Raw genomic sequence first — 1046 nt, 5'->3', positions numbered from 1 at the left:
TTCGTCAACCCTTTTTTATTTAACAAATAAGTTTAAACCACTTCCATGAAAATAAATTAAAAAAATCAAAATTAAAACGAAAAAAAAATTTAATGTCGGACATTCAACCTGTTGAACCACCAAAATTTTCTAAATGGTACATATCTCTCCATCCGCCAAAAGAAATTAAAGAAATTGACTTGCCTGAATACAAATCTTTGGAACTCTTTGTCACTGATGGTAGTTTAAGATTAGATGATGTTGATTTTATAATCAAAATTAACAAGGATAAGTATTTGATGTGGACTTCTTTTCATATACGTGAAAAATAATAGCAATCCATAATTCGTTATAAATTTATAGAAAAAACATTGAAGGCGGATATTGGAAGTAAGGGCTTGGTAGAAAATACAGTCAATAAAACCCTTCTCTACTTAACGATTATCATATTAACGTTTACAGGGATTTTAAAAACTCAAACCCGCCATGCCAAAATTAAAATTAATAATCGGACTATTTTGTTTTTTGACTTCAAACATTATAGTTGCACAAATTGACAGAAATATTTTTATTAACGATTTGGATAGCGAAGAAGTAGATGTTTCTATAACTGATGATAATAAAAGAGCAGCTTTCTATATATATAATCAAGGATTTGAAAAAAAATCATTAAGGGATAGTATTTCAAAAATTGAGAGTAGACAAAGAAAGGGCATTAAGTATCCTTCTCCAAAAAAGAAAGTTTATAAAGGAGTGAGTTTTATTGCTTTAAATCCTCCTGAAAAACTTAATTCACTAGATGATATTGTTTTAATAAGCCTCGAAGATTATCGAAAACATCAATTTAAAGGTACGAACTCTCGAAATACTTACATAATCCACCCTTGCAAAAACGGTGGTTTTTTAAAATGGAAAGTAACAATTTTGCCAAACAAGTAAGTCTATAGATGTGGTAATGAAATAAACATACTCATTTTAATTATAGAATCTCTTTCATTTTTACAATAATAAAATAAATGACGACACTATCCCAAAAAGTGTGTAAGTTTAAAAATAACGGGGTTTGA

Annotated in this window: 2 protein-coding genes; both read left to right on the top strand. The window is 28.2% G+C overall.

Annotation, left to right across the window (positions count from 1 at the left end; genetic code table 11):
• Positions 1-92 precede the first annotated feature (92 nt).
• Positions 93-311, top strand: coding sequence for a hypothetical protein (locus CHU92_RS00140; protein WP_094411403.1), 219 nt, complete (start codon positions 93-95; stop codon positions 309-311).
• Positions 312-465: 154 nt separating this feature from the next.
• Positions 466-918, top strand: a complete 453-nt coding sequence (locus CHU92_RS00135; RefSeq protein ID WP_094411401.1) for a hypothetical protein — start codon at positions 466-468, stop codon at positions 916-918.
• Positions 919-1046 lie beyond the last annotated feature (128 nt).

The organism is Flavobacterium cyanobacteriorum, assembly GCF_002251835.1.
Classification (GTDB): Bacteria; Bacteroidota; Bacteroidia; order Flavobacteriales; family Flavobacteriaceae; genus Flavobacterium; species Flavobacterium cyanobacteriorum.
This window is presented reverse-complemented; position numbering and strand designations above follow the sequence as displayed.

Coding starts and splice junctions, on each gene's coding strand:
- CHU92_RS00140 (WP_094411403.1), top strand. CDS start 93: ATGTCGGACATTCAACCTGTTGAACCACCAAAATTTTCTAAATGGTAC.
- CHU92_RS00135 (WP_094411401.1), top strand. CDS start 466: ATGCCAAAATTAAAATTAATAATCGGACTATTTTGTTTTTTGACTTCA.